Genomic DNA, 19,235 nt, shown 5'->3' with positions numbered 1-19,235 from the left:
CGTACTGGTTTAAAGTTAATCCACTATAAAAACAAAAATAGGTCGTCTGAAAACTCAAACTACGGAAAACTCATGCGTTCACGAATCAAGCAAGGAGCACTTATCGTCGCATCCTCCCTCATTTTGGGCTTATCCCTCCACACCGCAGCAGCCGTCTTCAGCTGCCATTCCGGCAACAGCAAAACCTATACATCCGAACCTTCGGGAAACTGCACAGGCACAGACCTGCCCAAAATCAGCAGCCATCAAGGCGATGCATACCGTCTGAAAATCAACAAATTAAGCAGTGATACCGAAGAAAAGGCAGCCAAGCTCAAGAGGGCGCGTTCAAAAGAAAAATCGCGGGAAAAGGCGCAAGAGCAAGAGACAAAGAGCAAAAACGCCAAATCACGCGCCAAAAAATCGGATAAAGCCGCAAAAACGTCGTCTGAAAACGAGTGAGGCAATTTTCGCTAAAACGAATAAGACGGTTTGGTTTGAAATTAAAAAAGTCAGCCGTCCTATTTGAGAGAATATGCTGGCATTGTTATACTATTACAGTTAAATGCAATATCTATCGAACAATTACTTATTTCACATTACGACCTTACCATGAAACAATCACTTCACGCATTGGCAGCTTCATTGCTAATGTTTGCCACCGCATCAGGCGCACAAGCTTCCTCTAAAATCTATACCTGCACAGTCAACGGCGAAGTTGTCTATACTTCGCGCCCATCCGGAAACTGCCATTCGGCAGATTTACCGACCATCGGCAAATACAGCAGCACGCGCTACGATGCTCCCGCTTTAGAAATGCCCGAGCCTGCTGCCGAAGCTCCGTCAAAACGAGCCGGCAACGCAAAACCTGCCCCTAAAAATACCGCTAAGGTAAATCCTGCACCTGCGCCCATCCGTCCGGCCCCTGAAGTCGCAGCAACGCCTGCACCCAAATCTTCCGGCAGCGCTAGCCGCCGTTCGATTTTGGAAACAGAGTTGAGCAACGAGCGTAAAGCGCTGGGCGAAGCGCAAAAATCTCTGGCGCAAGCCCGTGTAGCCAAAGGCGGTCATGTCAACCAACAGGAAATCAACAGCCTGCAAAGCGCGGTACTCGACCGCCAACAAAACATCCAAGCCCTGCAAAGGGAATTGGGGCGAATGTGATAATTTAGATAACCGGGTAGAAGCTTTAAACTATAGTGGATTAAATTTAAACCAGTACGGCGTTGCCTCGCCTTGCCGTACTATTTGTAATGTCTGAGGCTTCAGCCTTGTCCTGATTTAAATTTAATCCACTATAAATATAAGAAGGACATTACACTTGTCCTAAATGAAGTTCTATGAAATAAATCCACGAACACAAAAGGTCGTCTGAAAACGGATTTTTCGGTTTTCAGACGACCTTTTCGATTTTTTGCTTGTTTAAGGATAAGCAATATAGGCGTAAGCCGAGTGGTTGTGTATCGACTCGAAGTTTTCGCTTTCGACGATGAAGCTTTCGATGCGCCCGTCCGCAATCAGCGCAGTGGCTACGTCGCGCACCATGTCTTCCACGAATTTCGGGTTTTCATAGGCTTTTTCGGTAACGTATTTTTCGTCGGGGCGTTTGAGCAGGCCGTAAAGCTGGCAGCTTGCCTGCGCTTCCACGCAGTCGATGATTTCCTCGATACCGACTTCGGCGTTGGCGGTCAGGCTGATGGTAACGTGCGAACGTTGGTTGTGCGCGCCGTATTGGGAAATTTCTTTGGAACACGGGCACAACGAGGTTACGGGTACCATGACTTTCAAATTATGGCTGTATGCGCCGTTTTTGATTTCGCCCGTCAGGGTAACGTCATAGTCGAGCAGGGATTGGATGCCGGAAACAGGTGCGGATTTTTTGCGGAAGAAGGGGAAGGAAACGCTGATTTTGCCGGAATGAGAGTTTAAAAGGGCAACCATTTCGGCGGTCAGTTTGTGCAGCCTGTCGAAATCCAAAGCCTCGGTTTGTTGTTCCATCAACGCCACGAAGCGCGACATATGCGTGCCTTTTTGGTCGGCGGGCAGGAAAACCGTCATGGTCAGGCGGGCGACGGTGGATTGGCTGCCTTCGGCGGTATTCAAAGTAATCGGAAAGCGCAGGTCTTTGATACCGACCTGGTTAATCGGCAGATTGCGTAAATCTCGGCTGGATTGCACGTCTGCAATGGCGTTCATGCGTTGTTTGTCCTTAATTGTCGGATTGTTGGGGTGTGTGTCGTTTGGAAACGGATTCATGCCGTCCGTTTTGCAAATGCGAGATTATATCACTTGCAAACCGTGTCCGCATTGATTGTTTCTATTTTTCGGATAGTGATAAAATCCTGAATTATTCATATCTTTATAAGGTTGAACCGAGATGAAATTCGCCACCAAAGCCATCCATTCCAGCTACGATTGCGACGAACACAACCGCGCGCTGATGCCGCCGATTTATCAGAACAGTATGTTCGCGCTGCACGAAATCGGCGAGCAGGTTCCCTACCGCTATTCGCGCCTGAGCAATCCGACCCGTCAGGTTTTGGAAGACACGGTTGCTGATTTGGAACGCGGGGCGGCGGGTTTTGCCTTTTCCAGCGGTATGGCGGGCATTGATGCCGTGTGGCGTACCTTCCTGCGTCCGGGCGATACCATCGTCGCCGTAGCCGATATTTACGGCGGCGCGTATGACTTGCTGGTTGACGTATATAAAGAGTGGGGCGTGAACGTCGTCTTTGCCGATTTGGGCACCCCCGACAGCTTGGACGAACTGCTTGCCGCGCACAATGTGAAACTGGTTTGGCTGGAAACCCCGTCCAATCCGCTTTTGCGGCTGGTGGACATCAAAGCGCTTGCCGCCAAAGCCCACGCAGCCGGCGCACTGGTCGGCATCGACAACACCTTCGCTACGCCGTATCTGCAACAGCCGTTGGAGATGGGCTGCGACATCGTGTTCCACTCCGCCACTAAATACCTTTGCGGCCACTCCGACGTATTGATGGGCATCGTTGCGGTTAAAACCAAAGAACTGGCGAAACCGCTGCACGACATGATGGTGCATACCGGCGCGATTGCCGGCCCGATGGACTGCTGGCTGGTGTTGCGTGGCATTAAAACGCTCGCCTTGCGCATGGAAGCGCACTGCAAAAACGCGCTCGACATCGCCCGCCGCCTCGAAGCCCATCCCGCCGTAGAAAAAGTGTTCTACCCCGGCCTGCCGTCGCACGAACACTACGAACTGGCGAAAACCCAAATGCCCAAAGGCATAGGCGGCGTGGTAACGGTTTATTTGAAAAACGACACGCGCGAAGCGGCAAACAGCGTGATTAAAAACATGAAACTGGTCAAAATGGCGTCCAGCCTAGGTGGTGTCGAAAGTTTGGTCAACCATTGCTATTCCCAGTCCCACAGCGGCGTACCGCATGATGTGAAAATGGAGATGGGCATCAAAGTCGGCCTGCTGCGCTTCTCCATCGGTATTGAAGACGCGGACGATATTTGGAACGATATTTCCAAGGCTTTGGATTCGACGTTGTAAAGATCAAGAGGTCGTCTGAAAAGTGCGTAGCGGGTTTTGCTGAAGCGGTTTCAGACGACCTTTTAGCTGACCTCACGTTAGAAAGGCAAAATCATGAAAACCCTGATCCCCACCCTTATGACTGCAATCATTCTGACCGCCTGTACTTCGCCTGCTGAAAAACCGCAGCCGTCCCAACCTGTCACGTCGTCTGAAAAACCATCCGAACCGCGTCAAGCGTCAACGCCGGCTTTGGCAGCGAAATGGTTTGTGGTTTCTTTCGACAAATTCACCGAAAAAGATTTGGCGGGCAGAACGGCTTTTTTGGATTTGAGCAAAATGCCCAAGGCGCATGGCAAGATGGGTTGCAATCATTTGACGCTTCAAGCGCAGGAAGCCGGAGCGGGCAAAATTGATTTTGGTCCGATTGCCACGACGATGATGCTGTGTGAAGACATGAAGCTGGAAGAGGCTTTCTTGAACATGAAAAGCGTGTGGAACTATCGTTTCGACGGCAATGATTTGATTTTGGAGCAAAACGGCAAGACCATGCGCCTGCGCCGTCAGCCGTAAAATTTGAGTTTCAGTTCCGCTTCAAGGTCGTCTGAAAACCGGACAATCAGGTTTTCAGACGACCTTTCGTCAAGCGAACGGGTATAAATAGTGGATTAACTTTAAATCAGGACAAGGCGGCGAAGCCGCAGACAGTACAGATAGTACGGAACCGATTCACTTGGTGCTTCAGCACCTTAGAGAATCGTTCTCTTTGAGCTAAGGCGAGGTAACGCCGTACTGGTTTAAAGTTAATCTACTATACCTTCCATTTTCCATCCCGCACACACAAGGAATCCCATTATGGCAGCCTCGCCCGAAGCCAAGTTCACCGAAGAAAAAGTCTTGTGGATTAAACACCATACGCCCAAGCTGATGACTTTTGCCATCAGCCGCCCCGAATCCTACCGCTTCTCGGCGGGGCAGTTTTCGCGGCTCGGTTTTCGCGACGGCGAAGGCTTTATCTGGCGCGCGTATTCCGTCGTGTCCGCCGAATACGCCGACACGCTCGAATATTTTGCCGTTTTGATCGAAGGCGGCCCCATGTCCGCGCGGTTTGCCGCCATGAAAGAGGGCGACACCATACTGCTCGATAAAACCGCTACCGGTTTCCTCTTGCCCGAGCGATTCCCCGACGGCAAGGATTTGGTCATGCTCTCCACCGGTTCGGGCATCGCGCCTTTTCTTTCCATCATCGAGCAGCCCGAAATCTGGCAGCGTTTCGACCGCTTGATTTTGGCGCACTCAGTTTCTTTCGCCGATGAACTGATTTTCAGACGACGTGTTGAAGCATTGAAAGACCATCCGCTGATTGGCGAGTATTTCCACAAATTCCGCTTCGTCCCCATTACCACGCGCGAGGAAACCGAAGGCGCGTTGAGCGGCAAGCGCATTCCCGAGCTGCTGAAAGACGGCAGCCTCGAAACATACGCGGGATTCAAGTTCACCAAAGCGGACACGCGCTTTATGGTCTGCGGCAATCCCGCCATGGTCAAAGACACGTTCCAAGCCCTGATGGACTTGGGCTTCGCCATGCACCGCAACCGCATCCCCGGCGAAATCATGATGGAAAACGGGTTTTAAGCCCTTTGAAAAAGAAAGGATTTTCCTTGTCCAAACGCAACATTTTCCCCGTCGACAAATCTTTGGAGCAACCCGAACGCGTGATGCTGGTCGGGGTGATGTTGAGTGCGGATTATTCGGGCGCGAACGAAGTGCGCGAGCGGACTTTTCAGACGACCTTGGACGAGGCGGCGGAATTGGTCGCGGCGGCAGGCGGCGAGCTGGTGTTGCGGGAAACCGCCAAGCGCGACAAGGCGCATACGGCTTATTTCGTCGGCACGGGTAAGGCGGAAGAGCTGGCGGCGGCGGTGAAGCTGCACGACATCGGCTTGGCGGTGTTCAACCATGAATTGACGCCGACGCAGGAGCGCAATTTGGAAAAAATCCTGCAATGCCGCGTCCTCGACCGTGTGGGTCTGATTTTGGCGATTTTTGCCAAACGCGCCCAATCGCAGGAGGGTAAATTGCAGGTGGAGCTGGCGCAGTTGAACCATTTGAGCGGGCGGCTGGTGCGCGGCTACGGGCATTTGCAGAGTCAGAAGGGCGGTATCGGCTTGAAAGGGCCGGGCGAGACGCAGTTGGAAACCGACCGCCGCTTAATCGGGCAGAAAATCACGGCGTTGAAAAAACAGTTGGCGCAAGTGAAAAAACAACGTGCCACGCGCCGAAAATCGCGGATGGAAGGTCGTCTGAAAACCTTTGCCATCGTCGGTTATACCAACGCGGGCAAATCCAGCCTGTTCAACCGTCTGACCAAGGCGGACGTGTTGGCGAAAGACCAGCTTTTTGCCACGCTGGATACGACGGCGCGGCGTTTGTTCCTGTCGCACGAGGCGGGCGTGATTCTGACGGATACGGTCGGTTTCGTCCGCGATTTGCCGCACAAGCTGGTGTCAGCGTTTTCGGCGACGTTGGAGGAAACGGCTTTGGCGGATGTGCTGCTGCACGTCGTTGATGCGTCCAATCCCGATTTCGAGCGGCAGATGGACGATGTGAATGTGGTTTTGGAGGAAATCGGCGCGCATGAAGTGCCGCAGCTTGTCGTGTACAACAAAATCGACCTGCTGCCGGAAGGCGCGCGCGATGCGGGCGTGTTACGGGACAATTCGGGACGCGCCGTCGGCGTGAATATTTCGGTTACGAAAAGTCTGGGCTTGGATGCTTTGCGCGAGGCGATGATTGAACGGGCGTTGGAAAACGGCGGCAAGAGGTCGTCTGAAAACTGCGAAGCAGAATAAAAACAAGATGTTTTGACTGCCGTTGTTTCTCAATGGGAAGGGAGGCGGGGTGGATTTCGATTTCAATCCATTGTTTGCCGCCGCGTGTTTCAAAAGGTCGTCTGAAAAATAAAGGCCGTTTGGAAAACAAAGATAAATCAGGGAGGGTTTATCTTTATTTCCAAACGGCCGTTTAAAGGGTTTACCGCTTAGAAAGGAAGGAGGCGGCGTTTTTTCATAACGTTTTCGTAAATCATCCATGCCGCCAAGCTTAGGTAGGCGAAGCTGGACAGGATGCCGATAACGGCAAAAATAGGTAGCAGGCGGTCAATCATGATGTTTTCCCGAGTAAGTAGTTAATGGAAATTTTTGTGTAAAAGCGTAATGTTTTGTATTTTTTACCGCACTGTTTGTACGGAATATGCGCATAGTATGCAGCTTCAAATTGAGTCGGTCAACAAAAATGTAGTGCGTTTTTTCAAAAAAGTTCCATTTTTACATTAAAATAATCGGTAAATTCGCACGATATGCGGTATCAGAACGTAACCGTTCGTCTGTTGATGAGCGGTTATATTATTGAAAAATATAAATAAAAGTAATAAAAATATGCAAATTGTTTTAAAATAAACGTTTTGTAAAATATTTTTAAAAATCTGCTAAAAAGCGACACTTTAATAAAGTTTACATTTCTAAACATTTTAAATCCAAGTTTGAAACGGCAAACCATCTGCCGGCACACCATTAGGCACATATTATGAATCAAACGGAAAGAACCTGTTTCCATTGCGGTCTGGAAGTCCCCGAACACCTCCATTTGACCGTCCGCTACGAAAATGAAGACCATGAAACCTGCTGCGCGGGTTGTCAGGCGGTGGCGCAGAGCATTATTGATGCAGGTTTGGGCAATTATTACAAACAGCGTACCGCCGACGCGGAAAAATCCGAACTGCCGCCGCCGGAAGTGTTGTCGCAACTGAAATTGTACGATTTGCCCGAAGTGCAGGCGGATTTTGTCGAGGTCGGGGAAGGGGATGAACGCGAGGCGGTGTTGATGCTGGGCGGCATTACCTGCGCGGCGTGCGTATGGCTGATTGAGCAGCAGCTTTTACGGACGGCGGGCGTGGTGCGCGTGGATTTGAATTACAGTACGCACCGCTGCCGCGTGGTGTGGGACGAGGGCAAAATCGCGCTGTCGGACATTCTTTTGAAAATCCGCAAAACAGGTTATACCGCCGCGCCTTACGATGCGCAAAAAGTCGAGGCGCAGGCGCAGAAAGAGCGCAAACAGTTTATCGTCAGGCTGGCGGTGGCGGGTTTGGGCATGATGCAGACGATGATGTTTGCTGTGCCGACTTATCTTTACGGCGGCGACATTGAGCCGCTGTTTTTAGAAATTCTGCACTGGGGCGGTTTTTTGATGGTGCTGCCCGTTGTGTTTTACAGCGCGTTGCCGTTTTACCGCGGCGCATGGCGCGATTGGAAAAACCGCCGCGTCGGCATGGATACGCCGATTGCGATTGCCGTCGTGATGACTTTTGTCGCGGGCATTTACAGCCTTGCCGTCAATGCGGGGCAGGGGATGTATTTCGAGTCCATCGCCATGTTGCTGTTTTTCCTGCTGGGCGGGCGGTTTATGGAACAAATCGCAAGGCGCAGGGCGGGGGATGCGGCAGAACGGCTGGTGAAACTCGTCCCCGCGTTCTGCCACCGCCTTCCGTCTTATCCCGACAGCGAGGAAATCGAAGAAGCGGCGGTTGTACAGCTTCAGGCGGGCGACGTGATCGTCGTCAAACCCGGCGAAGTCATTCCTGTGGACGGCACGGTGTTGTCCGGCGAGAGCGAAGTGGACGAAGCCATGCTGACGGGCGAGAGCCTGCCCGTCGTCAAAAGGTCGTCTGAAAACGTTACCGCAGGCACGCTCAATACGGGCAGCCCGCTTGTTATCCGAACCGACCGCACCGGCAACAACACGCGCCTGTCGCACATCGTCAAACTGCTCGACCGCGCGCTCGCCCAAAAACCGCGCGCCGCCGAGCTTGCCGAGAAATACGCTTCCAGCTTCGTGTTTGGCGAGCTGCTGCTTGCCATCCCCGTTTTCATCGGCTGGGCATGGTATGCCGACGCGCAAACCGCCTTGTGGATTACCGTAGCGCTGCTGGTTATTACCTGCCCGTGCGCACTTTCGCTTGCCACGCCGACCGCGCTTGCCGCCTCCACAGGCGCGCTTGCCGACGACGGCGTGTTAATCAGCGGCAAACAAAGCCTCGAAACGCTCGCGCAAATCGACGATGTCGTGTTCGACAAAACCGGCACGCTGACCAAAGGACAACTGTCCGTCAGCCGAATCATCCCCTTAGGTCGTCTGAAAACAGCAGAAGCGCTTGCCGCCGCACAAGCCTTGGAACATCAATCCGAACACCCCATCGCCCGCGCCATCTTGAACCACACGCTTTCAGACGACCCCGCCCATGCGCCCGAATACACAGTTTCCCAACGCGTCAACCGCATCGGACAAGGAGTCAGCGCGCAAATGACTTATAAAGACGAAACCCAAGTTTGGGCATTGGGACGCGCCGATTTCGTCGCCGGAATAGCCGGCGTGTTGCCTGGCCAAGCCGCCAACATCGAATACGCAGGCAGCATGGTGTTCCTCGGCAACCAAAGCGGCTTCCAAGCAATCTTCCTACTCGAAGACCAAATCAAAGACAGCGCCGCCGCCATGCTCGACATCCTCAAACAACAAGGCATCCGCACCCACCTGCTCAGCGGCGACCGCACCAATGCCGTCGCACAAGTCGCGCAGGAGCTCGGTTTGGACACCTACCGCGCCGAAGCCACGCCCGAAGACAAACTCGCCTATGTTGAAGACTTGCAGAAACAGGGCAGAAAAGTTTTGATGGTCGGCGACGGCATCAACGATGCCCCTGTCCTCGCCCAAGCCGACGTATCCGCCGCCGTTGCAGCAGGCGCCGATGTCGCACGCGACGGCGCCGATCTGGTCTTGCTCAACGACGATTTGAACATCCTGCCCGCCACCATTGCCCAAGCCCGCCGCACACGCGAAATCATCCGCCAAAACCTCGCCTGGGCAAGCGCATACAACATCATCGCCGTCCCACTTGCCGTACTAGGCTACGTCAAACCCTGGATCGCCGCATTGGGCATGAGCCTCAGCTCGCTGTTTGTAGTGGGCAATGCGTTGAGGCTGTTGAAGAAGAGGAAATAGGTGGTTTGGAGAGGAAGGTCGTCTGAAAAACCGGATTTGGGGTTTTCAGACGACCTTGGTTGCAACTTATTCAAACAAAACTTATTCCGCCAATTCGGTTTGCTGGTGCGACATGAGTTCTTGTCCGACATCGGTCAGGAGGTTGAGGTAACGCTCGTACTGCTTGAGGATGTCGGCGATGAGTTCGCGGCGGTTCATGTATTGCACGTCGTAGCCGCTGCGGCCGTCGAAGAAGTAGGTGTAGGGCTCGTAGGTGACGTTGTGGCGGATGTGCGGGAGGTGGCCGTCTTTGATAAGCTGTTCGGACACTTCGCGCTTGATGGTTTTAATGCCGTACATGAAGTCGCGCAGGGACTCTTTGTGGATGGTGAATTCGACAGCGGGCTCTTCGCGGTCGAAGTGGGTTTGGATGTCGACGCTCAGGCTGTATTTGTCGGACAACTCTTCGCTCAGTTCGCGCATGGCGGGCAGGGCGGTGGTTTTGAGGAATTTGAGGATGTCTTGTTCCTGCGTTTGGTTCAGCATACGCTCGAGCCTGTCCTGCCAGTTGTCGCCGCTCCAATAGACGCTGGAGGGGGTGACGGCGGTCGTGAAGTATTTGTGGTCGGCGTTTAATCCGCGCCATAGGCTGAAACACATGATCAGCATGAGCAGGGCGAAAGGCAGGGCGACGATGAGGGTCATGGTTTGCAGGGTGGGCAGTCCGCCGAAGCGCAAAAGGACGATGGCAGCGGCAGACATCAACAGCCCCCACATCACTGCCTGCCAGCGCGGGGCGGCCACGCTTTTGTCGCGGGAGGCGATGTTGTTGAGGACGTAAATGCCGGAGTCGGCGGAGGTGATGAAGAAGAGGGCGATCACCATGAGGCTGACAAGCCCTGTGAGGGTCGGCAGGGGGAGGTATTCGAGGAAGCGGAAGAGGAGTTTTTCGGGTGTGCCGGTCAATTCGCCCAATGCGCCTGCTGCGGTGTGGTCGTTAATCCAGATGGCGGTGTCGCCGAAAATGGTGAACCAGATGACGCAGAATAGGGAGGGAACCGCCAAAACGCCGAAAATGAATTCGCGTATGGTGCGTCCGCGCGAGATGCGGGCGATGAAGAGTCCGACGAAAGGCGCCCAAGAACACCACCATGCCCAGTATAAGATGGTCCAGCCGCCGAACCATTCGGTATGGTTTTGTTCGTAGCTGTATGTTTTGAAACTGAGTTGTACGAGGTTGCTCAGGTAAGTGCCGAGGTTGTCGTTGAAGGCGGAGAGCAGGTGGAGGGTCGGGCCGGTGGCGAGGACGAAAACCATCAGTACGAAGGCAAGGGTCAAGTTCATCTCGCTCAACATTTTGACGCCTTTGCCTATGCCGGAGGCGGCGGAGGCGACCGCCAAACCCATGACGGCGAAAATCACGATGGTTTGTACGGAAAAGGTGTTTTCGCTTATCCAGCCGATTTGTGCCAAGCCCGCACCCAACTGCGCCGCGCCGAAACCAAGCGTGGTAATGATGCCGAACAGGGTGGCGACCAGCGCAAGTATGTCGATGATGTCGCCTGCCTTACCGTCGATTTTCTCTTTCAACAGCGGATAAAAGCAGGAACGCAGAGAAAGCGGGAGTTTGTAGCGGAAAGCGAAATAGGCGAGCGCCAACGCCATGGCGGCGTAAACCGACCAGGCATGTACGCCCCAGTGGAAGAGGGTGTGGAGCAACGCGTCCTGCTGCCTTGCGCCGCTGCCGCCTTCGGTGATGGGGGACAGATAATGGGTGAGCGGTTCGGCGACACCGAAAAACATCAATCCGACGCCCATACCCGCCGCGAACAGCATGGCGAGCCAAGACCAAAAGCTAAATTCAGGCTCTTCTTCGTTGCTGCCCAGCTTGATGTTGCCGAAGCTGCTGACCGAAAGTGCGAGCAGGAAGAAGAAGAAGGCTGAAAACGCCAAGATGTAAAACCAACTGAAGTTTTTGAAAATGCCCGTTTTGGCGGCATTGAGGACGGTTTCTGCCTGCTGCGGAATCAAAAGCGCGATGCCGATGACCAGCAGCACGAAGGACAGCGTAACGGAAACGACGAAGGGATTGAACGAAGAGCGGTTGCGTAAGAAATGAAATAAAGACAAACCTTGACCTCCTTTGGGATGGTGAGGCAGGCGGATACGGGCGCAAGGCTGTATATGGTTGATTAACAAAAACTAGGAATAAAACATGGTCTGTCGGACAGGGTCCGAGACTTTCCCGATTTTTGGTAATCCACTATAAAACGCAGACAAAAAACGAATGGCGTTTAAACCGTCCTGCCGGATGAAAAACAAGGGAAAAAGAGAGTAAAAACGCACAGATGAATCGGTCGTAATGGGGGGCGGGTGAGACAAATTGGATGATGATTATTTCTTTGTTTGAAGGAATAATAACAAAATCAGGAAATTGTTTCAAATTGGGAAAGATTGTGCGAAATTTCAGCAGGATTTTATTGCTGATGAAAACAGGGGGAAAGTCGTCTGAAAGCTGCGAAACCGATTTTCAGACGACCTGTCCGGTCCATATGCCGCAGCCTCTCAAAATCGGGTATGATTCCCCCTTTCAAATCAGGAGCCTGACTATGCAGACGCAAGCCGTTATCCGCCATATTGCCGACTGGCTGAAAAACTATGCCGCCGCCGCACACGCCAAGGGATTTGTCGTCGGCGTTTCCGGCGGTATCGATTCCGCAGTCGTTTCTGCCATCGCGGCACGGACGGGGCTGAAGGTTCTGCTGCTTGAAATGCCCATCCGCCAAAAAGCCGACCAAGTCAGCCGCGCGCAGGAGCACATCCGCCGGTTGGAACAGGCGTTTCCCAACGTCAGCGGGATGCGCGTGGATTTGACGCCGACTTTCGATACCTTTGCCGCCGATGTCGAGGTCGATGAAACCGAGTTCCCCGCCAAACAGCTTGCGCTTGCCAACGCCCGCAGCCGCCTGCGGATGCTGACGCTTTATTATTACGGTCAGCTAAACGGTTTGCTGGTTACCGGTACGGGCAACAAAATCGAAGATTTCGGCGTGGGCTTTTTCACCAAATACGGTGACGGCGGCGTGGACATCAGCCCGATTGCCGATTTGACCAAAACGCAGATTTATCAAATTGCCGCCGAACTGGACATTGCCGAGTCCATCCAAAAAGCCGTGCCGACCGACGGGCTTTGGGATACCGAGCGTACGGACGAAGAACAGATGGGCGCAAGCTATCCCGAACTCGAATGGGCGATGAGCGTTTACGGCACGCACCGTCCTGAAGATTTTGAAGGCAGGCAGCGCGAAGTCTTGGAAATCTACACCCGCCTGCACAAAGCCATGCAACACAAAGTCAATCCGATTCCCGTCTGCAAAATTCCCGAAGAGTTGCTGAAATAAACAAGGGGTCGTCTGAAAACGGTTTTCAGACGACCTTTTCAAAACAAAGAGGGTTGAAATCGTCAAACATTGCTCCAAAATATCGAATGTGCTTACAGCAGGTTGCATAAATTACCCGAACTTATCAAACCCGCCGTTTTGTGTAAAAATACCGCAATGGAAAAAATTACTCACCAAAATCTACATCCTTTACTTTCCAAAAGCCTGACCGACACCGATTTCGTCCTTATCCTCAACGCCTTAATCAAATTCCTGCGGCGCGGCGGCAAAAAACAGGCGGCAGAACGCTTCGACCTGATTATCGCCACGCTCAAACAAGACGAAGAACTCGCAAAAAATTTCAGCGGACGCTTCTACCACTGGCTCTCGCAAGTCCACATCTATCCCGCGCTGATCAAACTCGGCATCTTCTCGCGCCACAGCTTTACCCGCGAGATGGGCATACGCATATACGAACGCTTCAGCCCGTCCTACAAAGACTTTGCCAACCTGCGCGAAGTGTTCCTCTACCTTTTCCACTCCGAAAACGACGACAAATGGCTGCAAACCCTCAGCATCCGCCAATGGTTGAGCCTGTACGACCTGATCCGCACCAGCGCCGATCCCGCCTTGCTGCAAAACGCCTGCCGCCAGTTGGTTGACGCTCGTCTGCGCGCCATCGAAATGCTGGCCATTTGGATTGCCTCCGAAGCCATCGAACCCGACCTCATCCGCATCGCCCCGCGCCTGCTCGAAGCCGATTCGCCCTTCGTCGCCCTCCAGCGCGAAACCGCCAAACTGGTCGAACACTACCGTAACGACACCACCCCTTACGACACCGCCCACCTCGAAGTCATGTTCGACCAGTGCAGCAAGCAAATTGACTATCTGCGTCGCAAAGGAACGGGCGCAGGCTCAGGCTCGTCCGTCAAAGTCGCCCACCTGCTTGAACGGCTCCAGCAGACCATAGGTCGTCTGAAATTGCTCACCGACATCCAAACCGATGCCGGCAACCGCAACCGCCTGACCATTACCCTGATGAACTCCCTCATCTACGCTGCGGTCGAGCAATACAGTACCCGCCACCTGCGCCGCAGCAGCATACGCATGCTCGCCCGCAGCATTACCGAAAACAAAAGCCACCACGGTGAGCATTACATCACCCGCAACCGCAAAGAATATTTCAAAATGTTCTACTCCGCGGCGGGTGGCGGCGTCATCATCGCCCTGATGGCATTGCACAAAATCCACATCGGCACACTCGGCTTCAGCCCCTTCGTTACCTCCTTGCTGTCAGGGCTCAACTACGGCATAGGCTTCATGCTCATCCATATGCTGCACTGCACCGTCGCCACCAAGCAGCCCGCCATGACCGCCGCCAGCTTCGCCGAACAAGTCGATCTCAACGAAGGCGGCAAAGCGGTGGACAACAAGCTCGCCAAGCTCCTTATCGACGTATGCCGCTCCCAAAGCGTCGCCGTCTTCGGCAACGTTTCCATCGCCATCCTCTTGGCGTGCGCCATATCGTTCGGCTATGCCCATCTGCACCAACAGCCCATACTCGATGCACATACCACCGCCTACCAGTTCAAATCCATAGACATTATCGGTCATCCAACGCTATGGTATGCCGCCATCGCAGGCTTGTGGCTGTTCTGTTCCGGCATCATCGCAGGCTTCTTCGACAACCGTGCCGACTACCTCAACCTGCGCCAACGCCTGCCCTTCAATCCCTTGTTGCGCAAAATCATGCGCCCCAAACCCCGCCGCGTCCTCGCCGCCTACATTCACAAACACTACGGCTCGCTGGTCGGCAACTTCATCTTCGGTATGCTCTTGGGCATGACCGGCTACTTCGGACACCTCCTCGGTCTGCCGCTGGACATCCGCCATGTTGCCTTCTCATCCGCCAACCTAGGCTACGCCGCCGTCAGCGGCAACGTCGGCTTTGGTACATTCATGCTCGGCATTTGCAGCGTCCTCGCCATCGGCTTGGTCAACCTCATCGTCAGCTTCACCCTCGCCCTCTTCGTCGCCCTGCGCTCGCGCGGCACGAAAATCGGCAGCGTCGGCAATTTGTGCAAAAGCTTCTGGCAGCAGATTAAGGCAAACCCGCTGATCTTGTTTTTCCCGGTTACGCCGGTTCAGACAGATAAAGACGGCGGGAAAGATACTGCCAAAGAGGGTGAGGACAAACACTAGCTTACGAGAAAAGCACTTGCCTTTATCCTGACTCAAGTCTTCCATTCGAATGGATACAAAAAGGTCGTCTGAAAACCAAAAATCCGGTTTCAGACGACCTTTCTTCATTTCAATACGCTTATTTTTCCATTTTCAAGCCGAAGTGCAGGTAGGCGCGTTCGGTGGCCATTCTGCCGCGCGGGGTACGTTGCAGGAAGCCTTGTTGGATGAGGTAGGGTTCGATAACGTCCTCGATGGTGTCCGTGGATTCGCCGATGGCGGCGGCAACGTTATCAAGACCGACGGGACCGCCGCTGAATTTGTGCAGGATGGCTTCGAGGAATTTTCTGTCCATGACGTCCAAACCTTGCGCGTCCACATCCAGCATGCTTAAAGCGGCATCGGCGATGGCGGCATCGATGACGCCGTTGTTTTTCACATCGGCAAAATCGCGGACGCGGCGCAGCAGGCGGTTGGCGATGCGGGGTGTGCCGCGGCTACGCTTGGCGACTTCCATTGCGCCTTCTTCGCCCATGTCGAGTTGCAGTAATTGTGCGGAACGGCTGACGATGGTGGCAAGGTCTTGATTTTGATAAAACTCCAAGCGGGCAACGATGCCGAAGCGGTCGCGCAGTGGGTTGGTCAGCATACCTGCGCGGGTGGTCGCGCCGACGAGGGTGAAGGGCGGCAGGTCGATTTTGACGGAACGGGCGGCAGGGCCTTCGCCTATCATGATGTCGAGTTGGTAGTCTTCGAGCGCGGGGTAGAGGATTTCTTCGACGACGGGGCTGAGGCGGTGGATTTCGTCGATGAACAATACGTCGTGCGGCTCGAGGTTGGTCAGAAGGGCGGCAAGGTCGCCGGCGCGTTCGAGGACGGGGCCGCTGGTTTGGCGCAGGTTGACGCCCAGCTCTTTGGCGATGATGTGCGCCAGCGTGGTTTTGCCCAGTCCGGGCGGGCCGAAGAGCAGGGTGTGGTCTAGGGCTTCGCCGCGTTTTTTGGCGGCTTGGATAAAGATGGCGAGCTGTTCTTTGGCTTTGTCCTGCCCGATATAGTCGTCCAGCGTTTTAGGGCGCAGGGCGCGCTCAAGCAACTCTTCCTGCGAGGAGATGCTTTGGGCGGTGATGATGCGCTGGGGTTGGGCGGCGGTCAGGTTGTCGGTTTGCAGCATGGGTTTTCCGATGGGTTCGGGGTCGTCTGAAAAGCGGTTTGCCGTTTTCAGACGACCTTTTTGAAAGGGGTTTAGCCGCGTGTTTCGCGCCAAACAAGGTAATCGCGCAGGGGCGGCATGGGCGGGTTGATGCAGTGGGGGCAGATGCCTGTGGTGTCTTCGTCGTCGCTGTCGATGTGGTAGGCGTTGGGGTCAAAGCGCACCTGCTGCATCACCGCCTGCGCCAATGCCTGCGCCTGAACGACGTCGAAGGTGAATTTTTCGAGGATTTCGTTCAGCAGGCGGATTTCGCCTTCGCTGAATTCTACGCTGTGTTTGAGGATGAGGCGTTGGTAATCTTCGTTGTTGATTTTGGGCAATAAATCGGTCTGAATAGTCATGATTTTTATGGGTGTAACGAAATAGCTGAGAGGCAGATTATAGCGGATATGGCGGCGGCTGTTTCAAAGCTTGGGTTGGGTATCGTCCTCAAAACTTTAAAAGTCGCTGCATTGGGCGTTTTAATGTCTTTCTGTTTTGTCTTGCGCCGCCTGATATGTTTTTTGCAAAGGAGCAATTTCTGTCAACCGCGCCCGGTCGATTTCTTCGGCGATAAGGTGGGCTTTTCCCTGTGCGCGGCATTCGGCGGCGATTTTGCCTGAATCCACTTGGTTGGCGGCTCCGAGCAGGGCGAGCCAGTGCGCGCGTTGCGGGTAGGGCGTATTTTCGCGGTTCAGACGACCTTGCGTATCGGCAATACAGACGTTTAAGGCGGCGGCGAAGCGTTCGGGTCGTCTGAAAGCGTCGGTTTTTTTCAAAACGTTCAGAATGGTTTGGCTTTTAAGCTGTCCGACTTGGTGGAAAATAATGTGCCAGCGGCAGACCAGCTCGGCAAGCTCGGCGCAATGCTTCGGCGCGCGCAGCCGCTGATTGACTTCGCGTACGGGTTCGACGCCGGCGAGGTCGTGTCCGTGGTGGCGCGGCAGGATGTCGGGCGGGGTTTTGGCTTTGCCCAAGTCGTGCAGCAGGGCGGCGTAGCGTTCAGGCAGGCTCAGCCCCATATCGGCGGCGCGTTGCAGCGTCATCAGGGTATGGATGCCGCTGTCGATTTCGGGATGATAGTCGGCGCGTTGCGGCACGCCGAAGAGGGCATCGACTTCGGGCAGCAAGACTTCGAGCGCGCCGCATTCGCGCAATACTTCAATCATCCTGCGGGGATTTTTTTCCATCAAACCTTTAGCCAACTCCTGCCAGACGCGTTCGGCAACCAAAGCGTCCGCTTCGCCGTTTTCCACCATCTGCCGCATCAGTTTCATGGTTTCTTCGGCGATTTCAAACCCGTAGCGCGCAGCAAAGCGGGCGGTGCGCAGGATGCGGACGGGGTCTTCGGCAAAGGCGGGGGAAACGTGGCGCAAAATGCCCGCTGCCAAATCCTGTTGTCCGCCGAAGGGGTCGATGATGAGGTCGTCTGAATCCTGCGCCATCGCGTTGATGGTCAGGTCGCGGCGCATCAAATCCTGCTCCAGCGTAACGTCTTTGTCGGCGTGGAAACTGAAACCGGCATAGCCCTTGGCGGTTTTGCGTTCGGTACGGGCGAGGGCGTATTCTTCGTGGGTGTCGGGGTGGAGGAACACGGGAAAATCTTTGCCGACCGGCTGGAAGCCTCGCGCCAGCATGGTTTGTGCGTCAGCGCCGACGACCACCCAGTCGCGGTCTTTAACGGGCAAACCTAAAAGATAATCGCGGACGGCGCCGCCGACGAGGTAGGTTTTGATGGTGTGTGTTTTCTGAGTCATTGAATTGGTCTTGGGTAACAATCAGAATGTCTTGAAGCTTGGTCAGATGGGCATCCTGTCTGCCATCATGTGAATAAAGGTCGTCTGAAAAACGGTTTGGCGAAATCCGCTGTTTATGGTAGCGAAACGCGTTGCACTCGTTTTCAGACGACCTTGTGGCAAAACGTAAGGTTTATTTTGCCGCTTTGTTGCCGTCCACAATCTTCAGTCCGGCTGAAACCAGGCTGCCGATGTCGGCGACGTTGGCAGGCATAATCAGCGTGTTGCTTTCTTTTGCCAAATTGCTGAAGGCGGCGACATATTGCTCGGCAACTTTCAGGTTGACAGCTTCTGAGCCGCCCTCTGAGCGGACTGCCTCGGCGATTTTGCGAATGGCGTCGGCGTTGGCTTCGGCAACCAGGCGCAGGGCTTCGGCTTCACCTTGTGCGCGGTTGATGCGGGCGATTTTTTCACCGTTTGACGCGTTGATGGCGGCTTGCGCTTCACCTTCGGACTGTTGGATTTCCGCTTCACGCTGACCGCTGGCAAGGTTGATTTGCTCGATTTTGCGGCCTTCGGATTCGGCGATGCGGGCGCGTTTTTCACGCTCGGCGGTAATTTGCGCCTGCATAGAACGCAGGATTTCTTGTGGCGGAACCAAGTCTTTGATTTCGTAACGCAATACTTTCACACCCCATGCGCCTGCCGCTTCATCAAGCGCGGAAACGACGATGCTGTTGATTTCGTCGCGTTCTTCAAACGTTTTGTCCAATTCCATGCGGCCGATAACCGAACGCAGCGTGGTTTGGGCAAGTTGGGTAATCGCCATGATATAGTTGCTGGAGCCGTAAGAAGCGAGTTTCGGATCGGTTACTTGGAAGTAGATGATGCCGTCCACGGTAAGCTGGGTATTGTCGCGGGTGATGCAGACTTGGCTGGGAACGTCCAAAGGCACTTCTTTGAGCGAGTGGCGGTAGGCGACGCGGTCAACGAAAGGAATCAGGATGTTCAGACCGGCGGTCAGCGCGTTGTGAAATCTGCCGAGGCGTTCAACGACGTAAACTTCCTGTTGCGGCACGACGATAAAGGCTTTGAAGCCGAAAATTACAACGACAAGCAACAGGATGACGGGAAAGCTGTATAAAAATTCCATTGTTTTTTCCTTATGCGGTGAGAGCAAAGATTAATATTATAGTGGATTAAATTTAAATCAGGACAAG

At 54.0% G+C, this 19,235-nt stretch carries 16 protein-coding genes; 9 read left to right on the top strand and 7 right to left on the bottom strand.

Features of this window, described 5'->3' with window-relative positions; all coding sequences use genetic code 11:
• The first annotated feature begins 72 nt into the window (after positions 1-72).
• Both HMPREF3066_RS09935 and HMPREF3066_RS09930 read left to right on the top strand, forming a co-directional pair.
• Positions 73-441 carry a nucleolar protein gene (locus HMPREF3066_RS09935; RefSeq protein WP_070442624.1) on the top strand — a complete coding sequence of 123 codons (369 nt, stop codon included), beginning with the start codon at positions 73-75 and terminating at the stop codon, positions 439-441.
• Positions 442-591: 150 nt separating this feature from the next.
• Complete coding sequence (locus HMPREF3066_RS09930) at positions 592-1,143, top strand: hypothetical protein (protein ID WP_070442621.1); 552 nt, start codon at positions 592-594, stop codon at positions 1,141-1,143.
• Positions 1,144-1,401: 258 nt separating this feature from the next.
• Here HMPREF3066_RS09930 and folE2 read toward each other — a convergent pair whose 3' ends face one another.
• Positions 1,402-2,175, bottom strand: a complete 774-nt coding sequence (gene folE2, locus HMPREF3066_RS09925) for a GTP cyclohydrolase FolE2 (protein WP_070442618.1) — start codon at positions 2,173-2,175, stop codon at positions 1,402-1,404.
• Between the two features lie 181 nt (positions 2,176-2,356).
• Here folE2 and HMPREF3066_RS09920 point away from each other — a divergent pair, with 181 nt between their 5' ends.
• From HMPREF3066_RS09920 to hflX, 4 genes are all read left to right on the top strand, one after another.
• Complete coding sequence (locus tag HMPREF3066_RS09920; protein WP_070442615.1) at positions 2,357-3,514, top strand: trans-sulfuration enzyme family protein; 1,158 nt, start codon at positions 2,357-2,359, stop codon at positions 3,512-3,514.
• A 93-nt stretch (positions 3,515-3,607) separates the two neighbouring features.
• Complete coding sequence (locus HMPREF3066_RS09915) at positions 3,608-4,066, top strand: META domain-containing protein (protein ID WP_003777679.1); 459 nt, start codon at positions 3,608-3,610, stop codon at positions 4,064-4,066.
• 282 nt (positions 4,067-4,348) lie between these two features.
• Positions 4,349-5,128, top strand: coding sequence for a ferredoxin--NADP reductase (locus HMPREF3066_RS09910; protein ID WP_070442611.1), 780 nt, complete (start codon positions 4,349-4,351; stop codon positions 5,126-5,128).
• A gap of 26 nt (positions 5,129-5,154) precedes the next feature.
• Entirely contained in the window at positions 5,155-6,345 is a 1,191-nt protein-coding gene (gene hflX / locus HMPREF3066_RS09905; RefSeq protein ID WP_070442608.1) for a GTPase HflX, read from the top strand.
• A 188-nt stretch (positions 6,346-6,533) separates the two neighbouring features.
• On the opposite strand, the gene HMPREF3066_RS13650 is transcribed toward hflX, so the two are convergent.
• A complete protein-coding gene (locus HMPREF3066_RS13650) occupies positions 6,534-6,659 on the bottom strand; it encodes a hypothetical protein (RefSeq protein WP_267894568.1) in 126 nt (41 codons plus the stop codon).
• A 419-nt stretch (positions 6,660-7,078) separates the two neighbouring features.
• Between HMPREF3066_RS13650 and HMPREF3066_RS09900 the strand changes: the two genes are divergently transcribed.
• On the top strand, positions 7,079-9,550 hold the full coding sequence (locus HMPREF3066_RS09900; RefSeq protein WP_045074708.1) for a heavy metal translocating P-type ATPase: 2,472 nt from the start codon (positions 7,079-7,081) through the stop codon (positions 9,548-9,550).
• A gap of 81 nt (positions 9,551-9,631) precedes the next feature.
• Here HMPREF3066_RS09900 and HMPREF3066_RS09895 read toward each other — a convergent pair whose 3' ends face one another.
• Positions 9,632-11,659, bottom strand: coding sequence for a BCCT family transporter (locus HMPREF3066_RS09895; RefSeq protein WP_070442606.1), 2,028 nt, complete (start codon positions 11,657-11,659; stop codon positions 9,632-9,634).
• 479 nt (positions 11,660-12,138) lie between these two features.
• Between HMPREF3066_RS09895 and nadE the strand changes: the two genes are divergently transcribed.
• Together nadE and HMPREF3066_RS09885 are read left to right on the top strand one after the other, a co-directional pair.
• A complete protein-coding gene (nadE, locus tag HMPREF3066_RS09890) occupies positions 12,139-12,930 on the top strand; it encodes an NAD(+) synthase (protein ID WP_070442603.1) in 792 nt (263 codons plus the stop codon).
• A 156-nt stretch (positions 12,931-13,086) separates the two neighbouring features.
• Positions 13,087-15,111, top strand: a complete 2,025-nt coding sequence (locus tag HMPREF3066_RS09885) for a site-specific recombinase (RefSeq protein WP_049226075.1) — start codon at positions 13,087-13,089, stop codon at positions 15,109-15,111.
• A 118-nt stretch (positions 15,112-15,229) separates the two neighbouring features.
• Here the strand turns inward: HMPREF3066_RS09885 and ruvB are convergent, their stop codons facing one another.
• The 4 genes from ruvB to HMPREF3066_RS09865 all read right to left on the bottom strand — a co-directional run bounded on the left by ruvB (position 15,230) and on the right by HMPREF3066_RS09865 (position 19,168).
• Positions 15,230-16,261 carry a Holliday junction branch migration DNA helicase RuvB gene (ruvB, locus tag HMPREF3066_RS09880; RefSeq protein WP_039404965.1) on the bottom strand — a complete coding sequence of 344 codons (1,032 nt, stop codon included), beginning with the start codon at positions 16,259-16,261 and terminating at the stop codon, positions 15,230-15,232.
• A gap of 71 nt (positions 16,262-16,332) precedes the next feature.
• Entirely contained in the window at positions 16,333-16,641 is a 309-nt protein-coding gene (locus HMPREF3066_RS09875; protein WP_003756802.1) for a hypothetical protein, read from the bottom strand.
• Positions 16,642-16,761: 120 nt separating this feature from the next.
• A complete protein-coding gene (locus HMPREF3066_RS09870) occupies positions 16,762-18,015 on the bottom strand; it encodes a multifunctional CCA addition/repair protein (protein WP_070442650.1) in 1,254 nt (417 codons plus the stop codon).
• 193 nt (positions 18,016-18,208) lie between these two features.
• Positions 18,209-19,168 (bottom strand): SPFH domain-containing protein, encoded by a 960-nt coding sequence (locus tag HMPREF3066_RS09865; protein WP_019270912.1) that lies wholly within the window; start codon positions 19,166-19,168, stop codon positions 18,209-18,211.
• Between the last annotated feature and the right edge of the window lie 67 nt (positions 19,169-19,235).

Origin of the sequence: Neisseria sp. HMSC03D10 (assembly GCF_001807625.1) — a bacterium.
In the GTDB taxonomy this organism is placed as follows: Bacteria; Pseudomonadota; Gammaproteobacteria; order Burkholderiales; family Neisseriaceae; genus Neisseria; species Neisseria mucosa.
Note: the sequence above shows the minus strand (reverse complement) of the source record. Positions and strands in the feature narration are given on the sequence as shown.

What these genes read in the sequence shown, in the direction of transcription:
- HMPREF3066_RS13650 (WP_267894568.1), bottom strand. Translation starts at nt 6,659, where the DNA reads ATGATTGACCGCCTGCTACCTATTTTTGCCGTTATCGGCATCCTGTCC.
- HMPREF3066_RS09900 (WP_045074708.1), top strand. Translation starts at nt 7,079, where the DNA reads ATGAATCAAACGGAAAGAACCTGTTTCCATTGCGGTCTGGAAGTCCCC.
- HMPREF3066_RS09865 (WP_019270912.1), bottom strand. Translation starts at nt 19,168, where the DNA reads ATGGAATTTTTATACAGCTTTCCCGTCATCCTGTTGCTTGTCGTTGTA.
- HMPREF3066_RS09875 (WP_003756802.1), bottom strand. Translation starts at nt 16,641, where the DNA reads ATGACTATTCAGACCGATTTATTGCCCAAAATCAACAACGAAGATTAC.
- folE2 (WP_070442618.1), bottom strand. Translation starts at nt 2,175, where the DNA reads ATGAACGCCATTGCAGACGTGCAATCCAGCCGAGATTTACGCAATCTG.
- HMPREF3066_RS09885 (WP_049226075.1), top strand. Translation starts at nt 13,087, where the DNA reads ATGGAAAAAATTACTCACCAAAATCTACATCCTTTACTTTCCAAAAGC.
- nadE (WP_070442603.1), top strand. Translation starts at nt 12,139, where the DNA reads ATGCAGACGCAAGCCGTTATCCGCCATATTGCCGACTGGCTGAAAAAC.
- HMPREF3066_RS09930 (WP_070442621.1), top strand. Translation starts at nt 592, where the DNA reads ATGAAACAATCACTTCACGCATTGGCAGCTTCATTGCTAATGTTTGCC.
- HMPREF3066_RS09915 (WP_003777679.1), top strand. Translation starts at nt 3,608, where the DNA reads ATGAAAACCCTGATCCCCACCCTTATGACTGCAATCATTCTGACCGCC.
- HMPREF3066_RS09935 (WP_070442624.1), top strand. Translation starts at nt 73, where the DNA reads ATGCGTTCACGAATCAAGCAAGGAGCACTTATCGTCGCATCCTCCCTC.
- HMPREF3066_RS09920 (WP_070442615.1), top strand. Translation starts at nt 2,357, where the DNA reads ATGAAATTCGCCACCAAAGCCATCCATTCCAGCTACGATTGCGACGAA.
- ruvB (WP_039404965.1), bottom strand. Translation starts at nt 16,261, where the DNA reads ATGCTGCAAACCGACAACCTGACCGCCGCCCAACCCCAGCGCATCATC.
- HMPREF3066_RS09910 (WP_070442611.1), top strand. Translation starts at nt 4,349, where the DNA reads ATGGCAGCCTCGCCCGAAGCCAAGTTCACCGAAGAAAAAGTCTTGTGG.